This window comes from Nonomuraea glycinis (assembly GCF_035920485.1).
Classification (GTDB): domain Bacteria; phylum Actinomycetota; class Actinomycetes; order Streptosporangiales; family Streptosporangiaceae; genus Nonomuraea; species Nonomuraea glycinis.
Genome location: NZ_CP109166.1, coordinates 8,069,533 through 8,089,126 on the forward strand (window position 1 = coordinate 8,069,533; position 19,594 = coordinate 8,089,126).

Consider the following 19,594-nt stretch of genomic DNA (forward strand, 5'->3'; position numbering starts at 1 on the left):
CGACCCGCCGGCACTCCTTACGTTCATTTCATTAGGAAAGTTTCCTAACGTTGCGGTGAAGGGGTGACAGTGAGCGGTCCCGTACCGGGCACTCCCAGTCTGCTACGCGCCATCAATGATCGCGCCGCTCTGCGCGTGCTTTTGGAACACGGCCCGCTGACCCGCCCCGAGATCGGCGCCCTGACCGGTCTGTCCAAGCCGACGGCCTCCCAGCTCCTGCTCCGGCTGCAGGAGGCGGGCCTGGTGGTCCTAGACGGCATCCGGCAGGGCCTGCCGGGCCGCACCGCCGAGCTCTACCGCATCAACCCCGCGGCGGCGTACGCGGCCGCGCTGGACGTCACCACCACCCGCATCGAGGCCAGGGTGGCCGACCTGTCCGGCGCCGTCGTCGGCGAGCACACCCTGCCCACCGGGCCGCGCCCGCGCGGCACCCTGATCGACCGGCTGCGCGCGGCGCTGGCCGGCGCGAAGGCGCCGGCCCCGCCGCGCCGGGTGGTGATCGGCGTCCAGGCGGCGCTCGACCCCGTCACCGGCAGACTCGGGTACGCCACCGCGCGCGACATGCCGGGCTGGCACATCGACGACCTGGAACCGGCGCTCACCGAGGGCCTGGGCGTGCCCGTCTCGGTGGAGAACAACGTCAACCTGGTGGCGATGGCCGAGCAGGCGCACGGCTCGGCACGCGGCACCCCCGACTTCGTGCTCCTGTGGGCGGACGAGGGCATCGGCGCGGCCATCGTGCTCGGCGGCCGGTTGCATCGCGGCGCCACCGGCGGCGCGGGCGAGGTCGGCTACATGCCCACGCCGGGCGCGCCCACGGCCCGCGAGACCGGCCAGTACGCCGACCACGGCTACCAGGCGCTCACCGGCGGCGCCGCCGTCCTGCGGGTCCTGCGCTCCCACGGCGTGCCAGGCGCCGACCTCCGCCAGGCCGTCGCCCACGCGGCGGCCACGGCTGCTGGCACAGCAGCGGGCACAGCAGCGGGCACGGTGACCGGAGCGGGCACGGTGGCGGACGCGGCGGCGGACGCGGCGGCGGGCACGGTGGCGGGCACGGCGGTGGGCGCCGTGGTGGGCGGGGCGGCGGGGGTGGGGGCCGAGGTCGCCGGGGTGGCGTTGCGGGAGGTCGCCGCGCGGCTGGCGGTGGGACTGGCCGCGATCACGTCCGTGGTGGATCCGGGGCTGATCGTGCTGACCGGCGGGGCCGTGCTGGCCGGCGGGGAGACGCTGCGTGCGCTGATCGAGCAGGAGTTGCACGCGTTGACGATCGCCCGGCCGCGGGTGCGGCTGTCGGCGGTGCGGGGCAACCCGGTGCTGGCCGGCGCGCTCGATCTCGCTCTGGCGACCGTCCGGGACGAGATCTTCGACTCCACGGGGAGCCGGCGGTGAGCTCCCCGGGAACACGACCATGACAGGAGAGAACGGTTGAGACTGGCTGTGGTCGGGGGCGGTTCGACGTACACGCCCGAGTTGATCGACGGTTTCGCGCGGCTCAGTGACGAGCTGCCCGTCACGGAGATCGCCCTCATAGATCCCGATAAATCGAGACTTGAGGTGGTGGCGGGGGTGGCGCGGCGGATGCTCGCGCACGCCGGGCATCCCGCCCGGATCGTGGCCACCTCCTCGGTCGAGGAAGGGGTCGCGGGGGCGCGGGCCGTGCTGTTCCAGCTCAGGGTCGGCGGCCAGGCCGCGCGCGAGGTGGACGAGACGCTGCCGCTGCGCTGCGGCTGTGTGGGGCAGGAGACGACGGGCGCGGGCGGCCTGGCCAAGGCGCTGCGGACGGTGCCGGTGGTGCTGGAGATCGCCGACGTGGTACGGCGGGAGGCCCCTGACGCCTGGATCGTCGACTTCACCAACCCGGTCGGCATCGTGACCAGGGCGCTGCTGGACGCGGGGCACCGGGCGATCGGGCTGTGCAACGTGGCCATCGGCTTCCAGCGGCGCTTCGCCGCCACGCTCGGGGTCGAGCCGTCGCGGGTGTCGCTCGGCCACGTCGGGCTCAACCACCTGTCCTGGGAGCGGACGGTGTTCCTGGACGGGCGTGACGTGCTGCCGTCGCTGCTGGCGGGCCACGCCGAGGAGATCGCGGCCGACCTGGGCCTGCGCCCCGGGCTGCTGCGCCGGCTCGGCTCGGTGCCGTCCTACTACCTGCGCTACTTCTACGCCCACGACGCGGTGGTGGCCGAGCAGCGCGCCAAGCCGTCGCGCGCGGCCGAGGTGGCGGCGATGGAGCGGCGGCTGCTGGCGATGTACGCCGACCCGGCGGTGGTGACCAAGCCGGAGCTGCTGTCCGAGCGGGGCGGCGCCTTCTACTCCGAGGCCGCGGTCGCGCTGATCGCCTCCCTGCTGGGCGATCGGGGTGACACCCAGGTGGTGAACGTGCGCAACGGCGGCACCCTGCCGTTCCTGGATCCGGAGGCGGTGATCGAGGTGCCGGCGACGGTGACCGCGTCGGGAGCCGCGCCGCTGCCGGTGACGCCGGTGGAGCCGCTGTACGCGGGTCTGATCGCGCATGTGTCGGCGTACGAGACCCTCGCGCTGGGCGCGGCCCGGCACGGCGGGGCGGACCGTGTGCGGGACGCCCTGCTGGCGCACCCGCTGGTCGGCCAGGACGCGGTCGCGCAGGAGCTGACCGGTCTGCTGCTGGAGGCCGATCGCGGGCACCTGCCGTGGGCGGTGAGCTAGTGGCGGCTCGCAGGCTGCTGCTGGCGGTGGACGGCGGCAACAGCAAGACGGACGTGGCCGTGGTGGCCGAGGACGGCGGGGTGCTGGCGACCGGCCGCGCGGGCCCGTTCCGACCGCAGAGCACGGGCGTGGCGGCAGCGGTCACCGTGGTGGAGCAGGCCCTGGCCGCTGCGCGCCCGGAGGCCGTGGTCGAGCGGGCCTTGACCGCCGCGCACCTCGAGGTCGGGGTCGAGGGGGTTCTGCCCGGCGTGCGGCCGGGCGGGGTGGGGTTCGATCATGTGGCCGCCTTTCTGGCGGGGGCGGATCTGCCGGTGGAGGAGGAGGCGCTCGCGCGGGAGTTCGCGGCGAGGGGGTTCGGCGCCGACGTCGTCGTACGCAACGACGTTTTCGCGTTGCTGCGTGCGGGCGCGTCGGGCCCGGCCGGCGTCGCGGTGGTGTGCGGGGCGGGCATCAACGCGGTCGGCGCCTCCCCCACCGGGCAGGTCGCCCGTTTCCCCGCGCTCGGGCGGCTGAGCGGCGACTGGGGCGGCGGTGAGGGGCTCGGCGAGGAGGCGCTGTGGCACGCGATCCGCGCCGAGGACGGGCGCGGCCCGGCCACCGCCCTGGCGGAGCTGGTGACGGCCCATTTCGGGGCGGCCACGGTCGAGCAGGTCGTCCTGGCGCTGCACTTCGGTGAGCTGGACATGGACCGGCTGCACGAGCTCGCCCCCGGGGTCTTCGCCGCCGCCGAGGCGGGCGACGAGGTGGCGGGCTCGCTGGTGGACCGCCTCGCGGAGGAGGTGGTGGTGCTCGCGGAGGTGTGCCTGCGCCGCCTGGGATTGCTCGACACGCCCGCGCAGGTGGTGCTGGGCGGCGGGATACTCACCGCCGGGCATCGGCGGCTGACGGGGCGCCTGGAGGCCGCGTTCGCGATCAGGGCCCCGAAGGCGGAGCTGGTCGTGGCGAGCCTCGCGCCCATCGCCGGCGCCGCGCTCAGTGGCCTGGACCACCTGGGGGCCACCCCGGCCGCCAAGGCCCGGCTCCGCGCCCACTACGACCTCGGGACCTCCCGGTGAATCGCCGGAACCGCCGGTGACGCACGCCGCCACGACATCGGGAACTCCTGGTGAATGGGCGATTACGTAGCGCGAGCGCGCTCGTCGCCGTCATCCTGCGGTCATGGACGGGTTTCTGGACACCAGTACCACGGGCGTGACCGAGTTGCGCGTGCACGGCGTCTCCGGCACGCCGCCGGGCCCGATGCTCGATCACCCGTATCCGCGCCTGGTGGCCGGCGACGGGACCACCGGGTTCTACCGCCGCTGGTGGCCGGCCGGCAGGCCCCGCGGGCAGGGCGCGGACGTGCCGGGCGTACGCCATCGCGAGGCGTACGCGTGGGGCGGGCTCACCTCCGGAGGGCGGACCAACGCGCTGTGGCTGCTGCTGTTGCCGTTCTCGATGGCGAACCTGGCCTACTTCATGCTGCCGCGACCGGCGGGCGGGCGGCGGCTGCGCCACACCGTCGAGGCGGCGCAGCGGCTGTTCGCGCTGCTGCTCACCGGGACGCTCGTCGGCGCCCTGGTCGGGGCGAGCGTCGATCTCGTCGGCTGGCAGTGCACCGCGGCCGGGCGGGCCTGCGCGCAGGAGAGCGCGCCGGTGTGGGTGCGCTGGCTGAGCCAGTTGTGGGGGACGCAGGAGTCACGGCGGCTCGCTGTCACCGCGCTGGTGCCGCTGGCGGTCGTCGGGGTGCTGTGGGCGATCGCGCGGCGTACGTGGCGGCGGGACGAGCGTACGGTGCTGCCGCCGAGCGGGCCCGGCCGGCCCGAGGTGCTGCTGGCCCGGCGGCGGCTGTGGCACGGCGGCGTCCCGGTGTGGCGGCTGCGGAACGTGCACATCGCCTTCGCGCTCGGCGCGATCGGGCTGGCGGTGTCCGCGCCGTTCGCCCGTTCGGCGGCGGGTCTGGCGCTGACCGTGGCGAACGCGGCCGTCCAGGTGGCCGCGGTGGTGCTGGTGATCCTGCCGGGAATCGCCCGCCGGGTGGATCCCGAGGACGGCGACGCGGCCGGGTGGCTGAGCCGCGCCTGCCGGGCGCTGGGGGTCGCGGCTCCGGTGCTCTTCCTGGTGACGTTCGGGTGGGCGCTGGCCGGGCTGCCGTCGCCTGAGGTACTCAGCGCGCAGTTGCCGGGGGTCGGGTCCGGAACCGCGCAGGTGGTGCTGACGATGGTGCTGGCGGTGGTCATCGGCGCGGGCACCTGGGCGCTGGCCAGGATGGACCGGGCGGTGGATCCGGGCACACGGCCCGCGATGGGAGGGGTGGACCGGGCGGTGGATCCGGGCACACGGCCCGCGATGGGCAGGGTGGACCGGGCGGTGGATGCGAGCGGGCGGCCCGCGATGGGCGGGATGGCGAGCTGGTTCACGCTGATGGCGGCCGCGGGCAGCGCCAACGCGCTGGCGCTCGGCCTGCTGTTCTGGACGGCGTCCTTCTTCGGCACCCCGGAGTCCCCGTCCCGGGCCGCGGACCTCGGCGGCGACCTCTTCCTCGACGACCCGGTGTGGTGGACGGCGGCCCTGGTCCCGGTGATGGTGGCGGGCGTGGTCCTGGTCGCGGTCGTCCTGTGGCGGATCCGCGAGGCGACCACCGCGACGCTGGCGCCGAAGCTGACGGACTTCTACGGCGGGCACGCCAGCGAGGTGGCCGGGAAGTGGTCGCTGGCGGCGCTCTCCGACCGGGCCGGGCTGGTGCTGGGGCTGCTGGTGGGCGCCGGGTTGACCGGGTTCGCCGTGGTGACCGTGATCTACCGGTTGCGGCTGGTCACGCCGGTGGAGGGCACCGCGGGGCTGTTCGCCACCCTGGGCAGCTGGGCGATGGCGACGCTCGCCGTCGGTCTGGTGCTGCTGGGCCGGCGCTCGTACAGCGACTCCCGGCTGCGCAGGACCGTCGGCATCCTGTGGGACGTCTCCACCTTCTGGCCGCGCGCCATCCACCCGCTGTCGCCGCCCTGCTACACCGAGCGGGTCATACCCGAGCTGGTCTCCCGGGTGGAGGTGCTCACCCGGGAGGAGGACGACCAGGTGCTGATCTCTGGGCACAGCCAGGGCAGTGTCATCGCCGCAGCCCTGGTGCTGCAGCTCGATCCCGCCGTACGGGAGCGGGTGCGGCTGCTCACGCACGGCTCGCCGCTGCGCCGGTTGTACGCCGCGTTCTTCCCCGCCTACTTCGGCACGCCGGGCCTGTCGGCGGTGCGTGCGGCGGCGCCATGGGTGAACCTCTACCGGCTGAGCGACCCGATCGGCGGTCCCGTCTTCGATCGCGCCGACCCGTTCGCACCGGCGAACAGACGGGCGGACGGACAGGGACGGGATGCGCGGGCGGACAGGCGGGCGCGGGATGCGCGGGCGGACGGGCGGGCGCGGGGCGCGCGGGTGGACGTGTTCTGCTGGGACCCGCCGCTGCGGGAGGCGGGCGAGCCGCTCGCCCCGGCGCGCTGGCATGTCGACTACTGGTTCGACCCGCCGTACGACGAGGCGCTGGGCCGCCTGACGGGCAATTTCCTCCCATAAGGGATGTGAGGTGATCTATGGGGCATTAACCCATCGATGTCGACCCCAGACCTCCTCCTCGCCATCGGCGGCGGCGCCGCCCTGCTCGCCGCCCTGTTACCCGGCATCCTCGCCCGGCGGGCGATCTCGCTGCCGCTGGTCTATCTGATCGGCGGCGTGCTGCTGTTCCTGCTGCCGATCGGGTTGCCCGAGCCCGATCCGGTCGCGCACCGGGTCGCGCTGGAGCACATCACCGAGCTCTGCGTCGTCATCTCCCTGATGGGCGCCGGGCTGGCGATCAACCGGCGGGCCGGGCTGCGCGGCTGGGCCACGACGTGGCGGCTGCTCGGCTGGGGGATGCCGCTCACCGTCGCCGCCGTCGCCGCCGTGGCCCTGCTCCTGCTGGGCTGGCCGATCGGGGCGGCGCTCCTGCTCGGCGCGGTGCTGGCGCCGACCGACCCGGTGCTCGCCTCCGACGTCAGCGTCGGCGAACCGGTCGACGCGGCCGACGCCGACGACGAGGTCCGCTTCTCGCTGACCTCCGAGGCCGGGCTGAACGACGGGCTGGCCTTCCCCATCGTGTACGCCGCCATCGCCGTCGCGGCGGTCGGCGGCGTGGGCTGGGTGAGTGAGTGGGCCCTGGTGGACGTGCTCTACCGGACCGCCGCCGGGGTCATCTGCGGGCTGCTGCTGGGCCGGCTGCTCGGCCGGCTGTTCTTCCACGCCGGGGAGAAGAAGCTGCGGCTGGCCGAGCACCGCGACGGCTTCGTCGCCCTGGCCGCCACCCTGCTCACCTACGGCCTGACCGAGCTCGTGCACGGCTACGGCTTCATCGCGGTCTTCGTCACCGCGTGCACCATCAGGAACGCCGAGCACGGCCACGGCTACAACAACGTCCTGCACGGCTTCGTCGAGCAGATCGAGCGGCTGCTGACCGCCTGGCTGCTGCTCCTGCTCGGCGGCTTCGTCGCGACCGGCGGGCTGGCCGCGCTCACTTGGCAGGGCGCGGCCGTCGGCCTCCTGCTGGTGCTGGTGATCCGGCCGGTGGCGGGGTGGCTGACCCAGCTGGGCGGCGCGGCCGGGCCCCGTGAGCGGATCGCGATCTCGTTCTTCGGGGTACGCGGCATCGGCTCGCTGTTCTATCTGGCCTACGCGCTGGGCCAGGCGGACTTCGGCGTCCCCGCGGCGGAGCTGTGGGCGGTGGTGGCCTTCGCCGTGCTGACCTCCGTCGTGCTGCACGGGATCACCGCCACCCCGATCATGGACCGCCTCGACACCCTCCGGGCCGGCCGGCCGCGCGACGTGGACCGGGCCGGCAACTGAGCCCTCACTCGGCGTCGGGCGGCCCGGCCGTGCCCTTCACGTCGGGGGCGCGGTGCTCGTAAGGGGTGCTGAGCACGACCGTGGTGCGGGTGGAGACGTTGGCGAGGGCGCGGATCTGCTGCAGCAGCTCCTCCAGCCCTACCGGCGAGGCGACCCGGACTTTGAGGATGTAGCTCTCGTCGCCCGCCACGCTGTGGCACGCCTCGACGGCCGTCAGGTGGGACAGCCGGTCCGGGGCGTCGTCGGGCGCGGCCGGATCGATCGGCTTGATGGACACGAACGCGGTCAGCGGCAGCCCGATCGCGTCGTAGTCGATGATCGCGGCATAGCCCCGCAACACGCCGCGCTTCTCCAGGCGGCGCACACGCTGGTGCACGGCCGAGACCGAGAGCCCGGTCTCCCTGGCCAGCTCGGTGAAGCTCATCCGGCCGTCCTCGGCCAGCAGCATGACGATCCTGCGGTCGATCTCCTCCATCGGTCAAAGGTAGCCGGTGAAGGTCACGACATCGTCCCGACCGGAGAGGCCCCCATGCGCAGCGCGTGCTCCACGAGCGTGACGAGAACGTCCCTGCTGGAGTCGCGCCGGCGCGCGTCGCAGCGCACGATCGGGACGCCCGGATCCAGGCCCAGCGCCTGCCGCACCTCGCCGATGGTGAACGGGCGGGCGCCGTCGAAGCAGTTGAGCGCCACCACGAACGGCTGGCGGCGCTTCTCGAAGTAGTCGATGGCCGGGAAGCAGTCGGCCAGGCGGCGGGTGTCGGCCAGCACCACGGCGCCGAGCGCGCCCATGGCCAGGTCGTCCCAGACGAACAGGAAGCGCTCCTGGCCGGGGGTGCCGAACAGGTAGAGCATGTAGTCGCCGCGAATGGTGATGCGGCCGAAGTCCATGGCCACGGTGGTGGTCGGCTTGGCCTCGACGCCGGACAGGTCGTCGATGTGCCGGCCGATGTGGGTGAGCGCCTCCTCGGTGCGCAGCGGCCGGGTCTCCGAGACCGCGCCCACCATGGTGGTCTTGCCCGCGCCGAAGCCGCCCGCGATCAGAATCTTGATCGGGGTGGGCAGCCGCCACCGCTCAGAGCGACCGAAGTCCATCCAGCACCGCCTGCACTTCCCTCCACGCCCGCGAGACCGTCAGCCTGCGGCGCCGTGGTCAGTGGCTCCTGCTCAAGGCGTCGAGAAGATTGATCCACTTACCTGGCATCGAGACACCCTAGCAACGCCGCATATTCCACTCAAGCGCCGAAGACCCCCAGAGATCCATATGTCACCGTATGTCGGCTATAACCTCTTTAGTGGGTCAGAGATTGGCGTCGGGTAAAACAGATCGTCATGCTATCTGACATCTTGGTTACTCATGGACGGCCATAGCCCGAAATGTTGTGATAGCCAGCGTTAAAACCCATTTGTCGCCACAAGTAGTCGGCCGCACGTGGGCTGCTCTCCCGTACCCGGCCGATCAGCTCGCCCGCCTCGCCCGCGAGGCCGGCCATCGCGTCCGTCACCTCGCCCCTGCCGATGCCCAGCGTGAGCACGTTGAGATCACCCCAGCTCACGTCCCGCCGGTAGGAGGCCAGGTCGCCCAGCAGGTGCAGATAGCGCTGCACCTGCTCGCTGGCCGCGCGCAATTCCGCCAAATGCCCTTTCGCCCACGTATCGCCCGCGTAGATCCAGTGCGACAGATCCACGAAGCAGGTGCCGCGGCTGTCGGCGTTGTCGACGAAACGCGGGAGCGTGATCTCGGCCCGGGTGTCACGCCACACCCAGGCCCTGGCCATTCCGGCGAGCATCCTGGCGAGCTGGTCGCGCCAGAGCCGGTGCAGGACGCCGAACTCCTCGACCGTCGCCAGTTCGTCACGCAGGTCGGCCAGGAACCGGGTGACGGCCGCCTGCGGCGGCGCGCCGTCGGCGACCGCCAGACAGTCGCGGATCAGTGAGGTCACCTGCTCAAGGCTGGCGGCGGTGTGGTCCACGAGCCGGTCCAGGGCCAGCACCCACAGCGCGGTACGGCCGGCCATCTTCAGGCGGTCGGCGCTGGCCCAGGGCGCGCAGAACGCGGCGGCCAGCGAATGCGCGGTGTAGAAGTCGCCGTCGAAGGTCGTCGCGGGGAACAGCTCGTCGTACATCTGGGCACAGCGCCGCAGGTCCCTGCCGCACTCGGCGGCCAGCGCGCACGTCCTGCCAAGCTCGAACGCCTCGTCCGGCAGGCCCCCCGGCATCCTAGGTCCGCTCGATCGGCACACGGATCATGCGAGACCCCCAACACCCACGGTCACCCCTGTGTGATTGATTGTCACATGATCACAAGCATCCGATCAAGGTGACAGCAGCGTGGCCAGATCATCCAGGCCCGCGCGACGCTCTCACGTGCGGCCGGCCCGGACCCTCGCCGCCGGGCCGGCCCGCACGCCGGCGACCCTCACGGCCGCGCGGGAAGGCGGCGAGCATCGCGTACGGACAGCGCGGATCTTCGGGTGTGCTCGCACGACCGCTCGGTGGCCCTTCCGGGCAGCGGCCGCCCGGAGACTGCCGACCCCTCCGACGGCAACTCCGGCGCACCTGCCGGGTCGGACCCCGGCTCCCCTGAAACCCTCTCGCTCGCCGCCTCCCTTGTCCTCGCACTCTCAGAGCGCGCGGCCCCGGATCTGATACACCGGCACGCCGGCGAAGGTTCTTCTGGAAAAGCCCTCTCGTACGGGACCGCTAGATGATCACCAGCTCGCGGGTGGTGGTGTTGAGGCGCTCGCCGCCGGTCTCGGTGCACACGACGATGTCCTCGATGCGCGCGCCGTGCCGGCCGGCCAGGTAGATGCCCGGCTCGACGGAGAAGGCGAAGCCGGCCTCCATCGGCTCGCCGTTGCCCGCGACGATGTACGGCTCCTCGTGCGTCTCGATGCCGATGCCGTGACCGGTGCGATGGATGAAGTGCTTCCCGTAACCGGCCTCGGCGATGATCTCGCGGGCGGTGGCGTCGATCAACTCGCAGGTCACGCCGGGCCGTACGGCGTCGCAGGCGGCGGCCTGGGCGCGGCGCAGCACCTCGTAGTAGGCGGCGAAGTCGGCGGGCGGCTCGCCGAGGCTGTAGGTGCGGGTGGAGTCGGAGCAGTAGCCGTTGTGCAGCTGGCCGCCGATGTCGACGACGACCGGCTCGCCCTGCTGGATGACCCGGTCGGACACCTCGTGGTGCGGGCTGGCGCCGTTGGGGCCGGAGGCGACGATGACGAAGTCGATCGTGTCGTGGCCGGCGGCCAGGATGGCCTCGGCGATGTCGCGGGCGACCGCGCGCTCGGTGCGTCCGGCGCGCAGGAACTGCGGCACCTGCCGGTGCACCGAGTCGATCGCCTCGCCGGCCTCGCGCAGCGCCGCCACCTCGCCGGGCGACTTGCGCATCCGCAGCTCCCGCAGCACGTTGCCGGCCAGCACCTGCTCGGCGCCGGGCAGCGCGTCGCGGAAGCGCAGCGACGACATCGCCCACATCCGGTCGGCCAGCCCGACCCGGGCCACCTCGCCGAGGCGGCGGGCGGCGATCCGGTAGGGGTCCTCGGTCTCGTCCCAGGCGACGAAGTCCAGGCCGAGCCTGGCGGCGGGCGAGGCCTGCGCGGCCGGCAGCTCCAGGCGCGGCACCATCATGTACGGCTCCGCGGCGGCGGGCACCACCAGGCACGTCAACCGCTCCAGCGGCTTGGCGTCGTAGCCACTGACGTAACGCAGATCCGGGCCGGGGGTCAGCAGCAGCGCGTCCAAGCCCGCTTTGGCGGTGGCCTCCTGAACGGCGGCGAGGCGGGACACGGGGTACAGGTCTGAATCGGTCACAGGCCCCAATCTACTCGGATCACGCATCCTAAAATCCGCGAAAAGCTCTCACAACACGGCAAGCTCTCGCTACACTCCGTTGAGGATCGATCACGTATTGTGAGGCCAATTGTCCTGTTCCCGCGCCGTTTGAGAGTGAGATCATGGTCGATGCCATCGGAGGTCACCAGCGCGGTCACCGGCATCGTCCGATGAGCGCGGCGACGGAGGTCGGCGGCCATCTCGACTGCGAGCTCCTCGCGGTGCGGCTCGCGCACGCCCAGCGGCTGGGCAACATGGGCTGGGCCGAGTGGAACCTGCGCACCGGCTGCATCATCTGGTCCGACCAGACCTACGCCATCTTCGGCCGCGATCCGGATGACGGGCCGCTGCGGCTGGCGGAGGTGGCCGACCACGTCGAGCCCGCCGACCTGGCCGCCCTGGACGAGCTGCTGTGGACGGTCGGGCAGGGCGTGGAGCCGGTGCAGGCGGAGTTCCGCATCCGGCGCGGCGCCGGCGACGTGCGCAACCTGCGCATGGTGCTGGAACCGCTGATGGCCCCCGGCGGGCCGACCGGCGTGCACGGCGTGATCCAGGACATCACCGGCCGCCGCCGCGCCGAGCGGATCATGTCCGAGTCGCGCCGCCAGCTCCTTGAGGCCCGGGTGCAGGCGGCCGAGGAACGGCACGTGATGCTGGCGCTGCGCGAGGCCATCCTGCCCGAACCGGTCGGCTGCCTCGACCTGCCGCGCACCCGGATCGCCGTCCGGTACGTGCCCGCCGAGAAGACGGCCAGCCTCGGCGGCGACTGGTTCGAGGCCGCGGCGCTGCCCGACGACCGGGTGCTGCTGGCCATCGGCGACGTGTCCGGGCACGGCCTGCCCGCCATCGCGCACATGGCACAGCTCCGCCACGCCCTGATCGGCCTCACCATGACGGGCGCGCCGCCCAACCGGCTGCTGGCGTGGCTGAACGACCTGGTGCTGCACCGGCTGGCCGACACCACGGCCACCGCGATCGTCGGGCATCTCGACACCGCCACCGGGGTGTTCACCTGGGGGCAGGCGGGCAACCTGGCGCCGATCCTGGTGCGTGACGGCGTGGCCTCCCAGCTCGATCCGCCCAGAGGGGTGCTGCTCGGCGCCGCCGGCGACCGGCCGTACCGGCTGGCCACGACCGAGCTGCGCGACGGCGACCTGCTGCTGATGTTCACCGACGGGCTGGTGGAGCGGCGCGACCGCGACATCGACGAGGGCCTTGATCTGGTCATGACGGCGGCCTGCAAGCTGCCGGGCTGCGATCTCGACGAAGGGCTGGACCGGCTGCTGACCGACATCGGCGGCCCGAATCCGGAAGATGACGCGTGTTTGCTGGCGGTGGGCATACTGGGCTGGTGCTGATGCTTCTGGACACCCCGTCGCTGTACTTCCGGGCCTTCTACGGCATCCCGGAGTCGATCACCGCCCCGGACGGCATGCCCGTCAACGCCGTGCGCGGCCTCATCGACATGATCGCCACGCTGGTGCGCGGGCACTCCCCCAGCGAGCTGGCGGCCACCATGGACGCCGACTGGCGGCCCGCCTTCCGGGTGGCCGCGATCCCCACGTACAAAGCGCACCGGGTCGCCCACGGCGACGCCGAGGAGGTGCCCGACCTGCTGGTGCCGCAGATTCCGGTGATCGAGCAGGTGCTCGACGCGGTCGGCGTCGCCCGGCTGGAGTCGCCCGGCTACGAGGCCGACGACGTCATCGGCACCCTGACCCACCGGGCGTCCGGCGCGGTCGACATCGTGACCGGCGACCGCGACCTGTTCCAGCTCGTCGACGACGCCCGCCCGGTCCGCGTCCTCTACACCGTCCGCGGCCTGCGCAACCTGCAGCTGGTCGACGAGGCGTTCGTGGCGGCCAAGTACGGCGTCCCCGGCCGCGCCTACGCCGACTTCGCCACGCTGCGCGGCGACCCCAGCGACGGCCTGCCCGGTGTCGCGGGGGTAGGCGACAAGACCGCGGCCGCGCTCATCACCCGGTTCGGCTCGCTGGACGCGCTGCTGGCGGCGCTCGACGAGGGCGTCACGGAGGGCTTCCCGGCGGGCAGCCGCACCAAGCTGGCGGCCTCCCGCGACTACCTGACGGCCGCGCCCGCCGTGGTGCGGGTGGCTCCCGACGCGCCCCTGCCGGACGCCGACCTGACGCTGCCGGTCAAGCCGCGCGATCCGGAGGCGCTGGTCCGCCTGGCCGACCGCTACGGCCTGGACGGGCCGCTCAACCGCCTGCTGGAGGTCCTGCGGCGGTAGGCGTACGTCCTCGGTTGTAGGTTGAGCGCGTGTCGAGTACGAGCATCCACGTGCCAGGCGAGGTTCCCGTCCGCCTCGAAGACGGTTTCGACCGCGTCCGGCGGGAGCTCAACCTCCCCGCCGACTTCCCCCAGGCCGTGCTCGCCGAGGCCGAATGGGTCGCCGAGGTGCCCCGGCTCAGCGGCATGGATCTGACGGACCTGCCGTTCATCACCGTCGACCCGCCCGGTTCGATGGATCTCGACCAGGCTCTGCACCTGGAGCGGCTGCCCGGCGGCTACCGCGTCTGGTACGCCATCGCCGACGTCGGCGCGTTCGTGCGGCCGGGCGGCGTGATCGACACCGAGGCCCGCACCCGGGGCGCGACGGTCTACCTGCCGACCGGCAACGTGCCGCTGCACCCCCGGGTGCTGTCGGAGGGCGGGGCCAGCCTGCTGCCGGGCGCGACCCGGCCGGCCGCCGTGTGGCGGGTGGACCTCGACGCCGACGGCCGCACGGTCGGCGCGGACGTGCAGCGGGCGCTGGTACGCAGCCGCGAACGGCTCGATTACGCCTACGTGCAGGCGGCCGTCGACACCGGCACCGCCGACGGCACACTCGCCCTGCTGGCCGAGATCGGCCGGCTCAGGCTGGCGCTGGAGCGCGACCGGGGCGGGGTCACGCTGCCGACGCCGGACCAGGAGATGGTGCCCGCCGACGGCGGCTACCGGCTCGAATACCGGCTGCCGCTGCCGGCCGAGGCGTGGAACGCCCAGCTGTCCCTGCTCACCGGCATGGCCGCGGCCGCCATGATGCTGGACGCGGAGATCGGCGTGCTGCGGGTGCTGCCCGCGCCACGCCCGGCCGACCTGGCCAAGGTCCGCCGGGTGGCCGAGGCGCTGGAGGTGCCCTGGCCCGAGGGGGCCGCCTACGGCTCCGTGGTGCACGGGCTGGACGCCAAGGTCCCGCAGCAGGCGGCGTTTCTGCATGAGGCGCGGGTGCTGCTGCGCGGCGCCGGTTACGTGGCCTTCGACGGGGCCCCGCCGAAGCTGGCCGACCATGCCGCCGTCGCCGCGCCGTACGCGCATGTGACGGCGCCGCTGCGGCGGCTGGTGGACCGCTACGCGACGGAGGTGTGCCTGGCGGTGGCAGCCGGGGAGCCGGTTCCTTCGGACGTGCGGGCGGCGCTGGCGGCGCTGCCGGAGGCGATGTCCGTGAGCGGGCGGCGGGCGAGTGCGGCCGAGCGCGCCTGCGTGGACCTGGTGGAGGCGTTCCTGCTGCGCGACCGGGTGGGGCAGGCGTTCGACGCGATGGTGATCGACGTCGACGCCAAGCGCGGCGGCGGGCTGGTGCAGCTCACCGATCCCGCCGTGATCGCCCGCTGCGACGGCGAGCTGCCGCTGGGCGAGCGGGTGAGCGTACGGCTCGTCCAGGCCGACCCGGCGACCCGCGAGGTCCGCTTCACCCTCGCTTGAGGACTCATCTGGTCACCCGCCGACGGGCGTGGGGAGGCCATCGAGGCTCCCGTTTCCGTTCCTCGTCGTCGCGGCGCCCTCGGCCGTCCGCTCCGGGGCCGGCGTCTCAGTGCAGCCGGTCGGCCAGCCAGCGCGCGACGTCGGTGAGGACGTCGGTGTCCACCGGCCGGCGTAGCTGGCGGCGGTAGGACAGGATCGACGCCGGGCCGGGGTCGCGCCGCAGGATGTGGGTCAGATCGGGGATCAGGCGGGTGTCGGCTCCGCCCGGGACCAGCCGCGCGATCGTCGCCAGGTCGCCGGGATCGACCTGGAGGTCCTTCTCGCCGGTGATCGCCAGTACGGGAGCCTGGATGCGGGCCAGATCCGCACACGGGTCGTAGGCCAGTTGCTCCCGCCACCATCGGGCGTTGATCCGCGTGCCGCCGAGGCGGGCCACGTCGGTGGTGGTGGCCGCCAACCGGGTGAGTTGCCGGGCCGCGATCGTGCGCAGGAGCGGCAGCAGCGGACGGGACGGGCGGGGCAGGGTGGCGGCCAGCCGGGCGGCCTGCCGGCGCAGTGCGCTCTCGCCGGGACGGGCGTAGCCGGCGAGCAGCACCACGGCCGCGGGGTGCTCGTGCGCGCCCAGCCACATCGCGTGCATCGCGCCCTCGCTGTGCCCGACCACTCCGGTGGCTTCCGCCCGGATCTCCGGACGCGCGCGCAGCCCGCGCAGGGCGGCCGCCGCGTCGGCGCGGTTGTCGAGGAAACCGACCGCGCGCCAGTCTCCCGGGGTCGCGCCGACACCGCGCCGGTCATAGCGCAGCGAGGCGACACCCCGCTGGGCCAGCACGGTGGCCAGGGGGCGGCCCAGGGCCATGCGCAGCCGGCCCGCGTTGGACTCGCGGTCCAGCCGGCCGGAGCCCGGCAGGCACACCACGGCAGGGTGCGGGCCCGGGCCGGCGGGCAGGGTGAGGGTCCCCGCCAGCGCCAGGCCGTCATCGGCCGTCGCGATCATCTCGATCTCGCGTAAGACGCCCGCGTCCGCGGGTGCCTGTCCCGAGGGCCTGTTCCGTCCGGTCATGCGCACCTCCATCATTATCAGTTTTGATAAAGGTATCATATGAGGGAATAATGGATCCATGGCAAGCCTCGATCTGCTGCTGCACCCCGTCCGGCTGCGCATCCTGCGGGCGCTGCTGGACGGCCACCCCAGCACGACCGCCGAACTGCGCGGGCGCCTGCCCGACATCGCCCCGGCGACGATGTACCGGCACATCGCGGTGCTCACCGCCGCCGGGGTGCTGGAGGTGCTGGAGGAAAAGCGGGTCCGGGGCGCGGTGGAGCGCACCTACCGGGTGCACTGGGACCGCGCCGAGATCGACCCGGCCGACCGTGCCGCCATGACCCCCGACGACCACCGGCGAGCCTTCACCGCGTTCACCGGCGGCCTGCTGGCGGACTTCGACCGCTACCTGACCCGCGAGCCGGCCGACCCGACGGCCGACGGCGTCACCTATCAGCAGGCCGCGCTATGGCTGACCGACGAGGAGCTGGCCGAACTGCTCACCGAGGTGCGCACCGCCGTCACCGCCCGGCAGGGGCGCGCCCCCGGCCCGGACCGCACCCGCCGCATGATCAGCCTGATCGCCATGCCCTCGGACGGCTGACCGGCCGGCGAGCGTGCCCAGGTCAGGACGGCTGACCGGCCGGCGAGCGTGCGCCTAGGTCAGTACGGGTGACCGGCCGGCGAGCGTGCGCCTAGGTCAGCGACGAGTAGGCCACCACGCCCCGGCGCATCCCGTCCATGGCCTTGTTCGCCGTCTGCCTGATCTTGCTGCCCTCCGGGGCGGCGCCACCGAGCTGGCCGAGCAGGTCCATGAGCTGCTTGATCCACCGTACGAAGTCGCCGGCCGCGAGCTCGTTGCCGTTGACGCCGTCCATCAGCACGGCGTCCAGGCTGTGGCCCTTGGTCCACCGGAACGCCGCCCAGGCGAAGCCCAGGTCCGGCTCACGGATGGTGGACAGCCCGTGGTCGGACTCGATGCCCTCCAGCTCCGCCCACAGCCGGGTCATCGCCGTCAGCGCGTCCTGGGCGCGACCCGCCGGGATCTTGGGCCGCCTGGCGTCCTCCGACTGGCGCGACTCGAACACCAGCGCCGACACGCACGCCGCCAGCTCCGCCGGCTCCAGGTCCTCCCACAACCCGCTGCGCAGGCACTCGGCGGTGAGCAGATCGAGCTCGGTGTAGATGCGGCCCAGCCGGCGGCCCTCGTCGGTGACGGCCTCCTCCTGCAGATAGCCGAGCTGCTCCAGCACCGAGCAGATCCGGTCGAAGGTCCGCGAGATGACGTGCGAACGGCCCTCCACCCGGCGGCGCAGCCCTTCGGTCTCGCGCTGCAGCTTGTAGTAGCGCTCGGCCCAGCGGGCGTGGTCCTCCCGCTCGTCGCAGCCGTGGCAGGGATGCTGCCGGATGCGCCGCCGCAGCTCGTTGATCTCGTCGTCCTCCACCGCGTGGTCACGCGCCCTGGCCGGCTTGCCCAGGTCGCGGTCACCGATCTTGGCGAGCAGCGTGGAGACGAGGTTGGCGCGCTCCTTCGGGGCGCGGGCGTTGAAGTTCTTCGGGATGCGCAGCTTCTCGATCGGCTCGACCGGCACCGGGAAGTCCGCCGGGTCGAGCTTCTTGACCTGCTTGCTGATCGTGAGCACCAGCGGGCTGGGGCCGTTGCCACGCGGGTTGCGGCCCGGGTCGAGCACGATCGCCAGCCCGGCCCGGCGCCCGCCCGGCACCCTGATCACGTCGCCCGGCTGCAGCGCCTCCAGCGACCGCACGGCCGCCGCCCGGCGCACGGCTCCGCGCTGCTTGGACAGCTCCGCCTCGCGGTCCGACAGCCGCCTGCGCAGCCCCGAGTATTCGGTGAAGTCACCCAGGTGGCAGGTCATGGCCTCCTGGTAGCCCTCCAGCGCCTCCTCGTGCTTGCGCAACTGCTTGGCCAGCCCGACGACCGCCCGGTCGGCCTGGAACTGCGCGAACGACTCCTCCAGCAGCGCCCTGGCACGCTCGCGGCCGAACTGGCCGACCAGGTTGACCGCCATGTTGTAGGAGGGCTGGAAGCTGGAGCGCAGCGGGTAGGTGCGGGTGCTCGCCAGACCGGCCACCGACAGCGGGTCCATGCCCGGCTGCCACAGCACCACGGCGTGGCCCTCGACGTCGATGCCGCGCCGCCCCGCCCGGCCGGTGAGCTGGGTGTATTCACCCGGGGTAAGGTCGGCGTGGGTCTCGCCGTTCCACTTGTCGAGCTTCTCGATCACCACGCTGCGGGCGGGCATGTTGATGCCCAGCGCCAGCGTCTCGGTGGCGAACACCGCCTTGACCAGGCCGCGGGTGAACAGCTCCTCGACAACCTCCTTGAAGGCCGGCAGCATGCCCGCGTGGTGCGCCGCCAGGCCGCGCTCCAGGCAGTCGCGCCACTCCAGATAGCCGAGCACCGCCAGGTCCTCGTCCGGCAGGTGCGCGGTCCGCTCGTCGACGAGCTGCCTGATCTCGTGCCGCTCCCGCTCGGTGGTGAGCCGGATCCCGGCGTACAGGCACTGCTTGACGGCCGCCTGGCAGCCCGCCCGGGAGAAGATGAACGTGATCGCCGGCAGCAGCCCCTCGGCGTCGAGCTTCTCGATCACCTGGGCCCGGTCCGGCGGCCCCGACCGGCCCGGCCTGCTGTAGCCGCGCCGCCCCCGGCCGCCGGTGAGCCGCTCGGCGTCGCGCGTCACCCGCATCAGCGTCGGGTTGATGCGCGGCGTCTCGTCGTCGGTCATGAACAGGTCGTAGATCCTGCCGGAGATCATCATGTGCTGCCACAGCGGCACCGGCCGGACCTCGTCCACGATCACGGTCGTGTCGCCGCGCACCTCGCCGAGCCACTCGCCGAACTCCTCGGCGTTGCTCACCGTCGCCGACAGGGCCGCCAGCCTGACCGACTCGGGCAGGTGGATGATGACCTCTTCCCACACCGCGCCGCGGAAGCGGTCGGCCAGGTAGTGGACCTCGTCCATGACGGCGAACCCCAGCCCGGCCAGCGTGGCGGAGCCGGCGTAGAGCATGTTGCGCAGCACCTCGGTCGTCATGACGACGATCGGGGCCTCGCCGTTGACGCTGTTGTCGCCGGTCAGCAGCCCCACCTTGGCGGTGCCGTACCGTTTCACCAGGTCGTTGTACTTCTGGTTGGACAGCGCCTTGATGGGGGTGGTGTAGAAACACTTGCGGCCCTGCTCCAGGGCGAGGTGGACGGCGAACTCGCCGACGACCGTCTTGCCCGAGCCGGTGGGCGCGGCCACCAGCACGCCGTCGCCCGCCTCCAGCGCCCGGCAGGCGTCGATCTGGAAGTCGTCGAGCTCGAAGTCGTACAGGCCCCGGAACGACCTGAGAGCGGCCCCGTCATCGGCATATCTCTGACGGAAGGCCGCGTAGCGTTCCGCTGGCGTTGTCATAACCGCCAGCCTACCGAAATCGGCATTCCGGTCGGCCCTCACGGGGCTGTTGAGATCACCTTCCCGC

15 protein-coding genes are annotated in these 19,594 nt (G+C 73.0%); 9 read left to right on the top strand and 6 right to left on the bottom strand.

Translation table 11 applies throughout. The annotated features are described in order from the left end of the window. The first annotated feature begins 69 nt into the window (after positions 1-69). From OHA68_RS37930 to OHA68_RS37950, 5 genes are all read left to right on the top strand, one after another. Positions 70-1,389, top strand: coding sequence for an ROK family transcriptional regulator (locus tag OHA68_RS37930; protein ID WP_327104565.1), 1,320 nt, complete (start codon positions 70-72; stop codon positions 1,387-1,389). Between the two features lie 36 nt (positions 1,390-1,425). Continuing rightward, positions 1,426-2,685, top strand: a complete 1,260-nt coding sequence (locus OHA68_RS37935) for a 6-phospho-beta-glucosidase (RefSeq protein WP_327104566.1) — start codon at positions 1,426-1,428, stop codon at positions 2,683-2,685. Continuing rightward, positions 2,670-3,740, top strand: coding sequence for an N-acetylglucosamine kinase (locus OHA68_RS37940; RefSeq protein ID WP_327104567.1), 1,071 nt, complete (start codon positions 2,670-2,672; stop codon positions 3,738-3,740). Before OHA68_RS37935 ends, OHA68_RS37940 begins: the two co-directional genes overlap by 16 nt. Positions 3,741-3,843: 103 nt before the next feature. Continuing rightward, complete coding sequence (locus OHA68_RS37945) at positions 3,844-6,228, top strand: hypothetical protein (RefSeq protein WP_327104568.1); 2,385 nt, start codon at positions 3,844-3,846, stop codon at positions 6,226-6,228. Between the two features lie 36 nt (positions 6,229-6,264). Beyond that, positions 6,265-7,530 carry a cation:proton antiporter gene (locus OHA68_RS37950; protein WP_327104569.1) on the top strand — a complete coding sequence of 422 codons (1,266 nt, stop codon included), beginning with the start codon at positions 6,265-6,267 and terminating at the stop codon, positions 7,528-7,530. A 4-nt stretch (positions 7,531-7,534) separates the two neighbouring features. On the opposite strand, the gene OHA68_RS37955 is transcribed toward OHA68_RS37950, so the two are convergent. The 4 genes from OHA68_RS37955 to OHA68_RS37970 form a co-directional block, all read right to left on the bottom strand. Further along, complete coding sequence (locus OHA68_RS37955; protein ID WP_327104570.1) at positions 7,535-8,005, bottom strand: Lrp/AsnC family transcriptional regulator; 471 nt, start codon at positions 8,003-8,005, stop codon at positions 7,535-7,537. A gap of 23 nt (positions 8,006-8,028) precedes the next feature. Next, on the bottom strand, positions 8,029-8,622 hold the full coding sequence (locus OHA68_RS37960) for a GTP-binding protein (RefSeq protein WP_327104571.1): 594 nt from the start codon (positions 8,620-8,622) through the stop codon (positions 8,029-8,031). Positions 8,623-8,882: 260 nt separating this feature from the next. Then, complete coding sequence (locus OHA68_RS37965; RefSeq protein WP_327104572.1) at positions 8,883-9,746, bottom strand: terpene synthase family protein; 864 nt, start codon at positions 9,744-9,746, stop codon at positions 8,883-8,885. 484 nt (positions 9,747-10,230) lie between these two features. Beyond that, positions 10,231-11,340, bottom strand: coding sequence for a M24 family metallopeptidase (locus OHA68_RS37970; RefSeq protein WP_327104573.1), 1,110 nt, complete (start codon positions 11,338-11,340; stop codon positions 10,231-10,233). 191 nt (positions 11,341-11,531) lie between these two features. Here OHA68_RS37970 and OHA68_RS37975 point away from each other — a divergent pair, with 191 nt between their 5' ends. Genes OHA68_RS37975 through OHA68_RS37985 form a run of 3 tightly spaced genes read left to right on the top strand, consistent with a single transcriptional unit; the run spans position 11,532 to position 15,066 of the window. Then, positions 11,532-12,719, top strand: coding sequence for a PP2C family protein-serine/threonine phosphatase (locus tag OHA68_RS37975; protein ID WP_189140531.1), 1,188 nt, complete (start codon positions 11,532-11,534; stop codon positions 12,717-12,719). Further along, on the top strand, positions 12,719-13,612 hold the full coding sequence (locus tag OHA68_RS37980) for a 5'-3' exonuclease (protein ID WP_189140742.1): 894 nt from the start codon (positions 12,719-12,721) through the stop codon (positions 13,610-13,612). Before OHA68_RS37975 ends, OHA68_RS37980 begins: the two co-directional genes overlap by 1 nt. Before the next feature lie 29 nt (positions 13,613-13,641). After that, entirely contained in the window at positions 13,642-15,066 is a 1,425-nt protein-coding gene (locus tag OHA68_RS37985) for an RNB domain-containing ribonuclease (protein WP_327104574.1), read from the top strand. A gap of 106 nt (positions 15,067-15,172) precedes the next feature. Here OHA68_RS37985 and OHA68_RS37990 read toward each other — a convergent pair whose 3' ends face one another. Further along, a complete protein-coding gene (locus tag OHA68_RS37990) occupies positions 15,173-16,126 on the bottom strand; it encodes an alpha/beta hydrolase (protein WP_327104575.1) in 954 nt (317 codons plus the stop codon). A gap of 58 nt (positions 16,127-16,184) precedes the next feature. Between OHA68_RS37990 and OHA68_RS37995 the strand changes: the two genes are divergently transcribed. Next, a complete protein-coding gene (locus OHA68_RS37995) occupies positions 16,185-16,712 on the top strand; it encodes a helix-turn-helix domain-containing protein (RefSeq protein ID WP_327104576.1) in 528 nt (175 codons plus the stop codon). A 91-nt stretch (positions 16,713-16,803) separates the two neighbouring features. Here the strand turns inward: OHA68_RS37995 and OHA68_RS38000 are convergent, their stop codons facing one another. After that, the gene (locus tag OHA68_RS38000) at positions 16,804-19,527 is read right to left on the bottom strand and encodes a DEAD/DEAH box helicase (protein WP_327104577.1); all 2,724 of its coding nucleotides are present in this window, start codon (positions 19,525-19,527) and stop codon (positions 16,804-16,806) included. Positions 19,528-19,594 lie beyond the last annotated feature (67 nt).